At 44.9% G+C, this 1014-nt stretch carries 1 protein-coding gene; it reads right to left on the bottom strand.

All coding sequences use genetic code 11. The features are described from left to right. Positions 1 to 22: 22 nt before the first annotated feature. Positions 23 to 1014 (bottom strand): RNA-guided endonuclease TnpB family protein (locus tag FC83_RS03855; RefSeq protein ID WP_057002413.1); only part of this gene is annotated, 992 nt, incomplete at its 5' end.

Genomic DNA, 1014 nt, shown 5'->3' with positions numbered 1-1014 from the left:
CTTCACCGGCAATTGAACAGGTTTACCCGTTCGCACTTTTTTTCTTTTTGAGTTTGAGCTTTTTCACGCCGTCGATATACTGGGTACCCAAGTATTGAATGTTCATGGCACCGATGCGATCATCATTAGATTGGTAACCGCAATTTGAACATTGGTAGACGTGAAGTTGGTGGTCGCGATTTGTCTTCTTGATCTCGCCACAGTGAGGACAGCGCTGACTGGTATAAGCTGCACTGACAGTAATGACTGCAGCGCCTGCTTGAATAGCCTTGTAAGTCAACATCTGTTCCAGCTGGTAAAATGCCCAAGATACTTGCTCATGGCGGTTATATTTGACCGTCTTTTCTGTGGCAAAACGAACATTGACCAGATCTTCTAAAACAAACAACGTATTTGGACCATACTTCGCAACAAGTGTCTTAGACAGCTGATGGTTGAGATCAGTCATCCAGCGGTTCTCTTTATTGCCCATTTGACGGATACGCCGTTTGGAATTTCTGGTATTGTGTTTTTGCAAACTAGTTCGCAGCGCTTTGTAGTGGCGCCGTTTACGGTTGACGGCTTGACCATTGAAAAACGTTGTTTTCCCCTGATCATCATAGGTAGTGACTAATTGCCGGATCCCCCGGTCAAGTCCCACAACGTGTTGCATATCGGTACGAGTCAATTCAGAAAATTCTTTATTAACTGCAATGTATAAAAACCAATTGGTACCAGACTTAATTAGTTTCGCGCCGCCAAACTCCCAAGTGCCATCCAGGTACTGTTCAAAGCCAGTTTTTAACACAAAGCGAGCTTTCACCCGGCCTTGAAGTGTATTGATGGACAACTTTTTACCATTTGCGACGATAGACCAATCCCGATTACGAACTAAGTCAGCTTGCGGGCGCTGAAAATAGACCGGTTTCCAAAGCCAGTGCAGGTCTCTGGGAACTCTTAGATAAATTTCTTTACCTTTTTTATCTTTCTTACCGGTGGCATAGGCCATGGGTTTGCGTCGCAGCTGCGTCTGAA

The sequence above is a fragment of the Agrilactobacillus composti DSM 18527 = JCM 14202 genome (genome assembly GCF_001436375.1).
GTDB classification, from domain to species: Bacteria; Bacillota; Bacilli; order Lactobacillales; family Lactobacillaceae; genus Agrilactobacillus; species Agrilactobacillus composti.
Note: the sequence above shows the minus strand (reverse complement) of the source record. Positions and strands in the feature narration are given on the sequence as shown.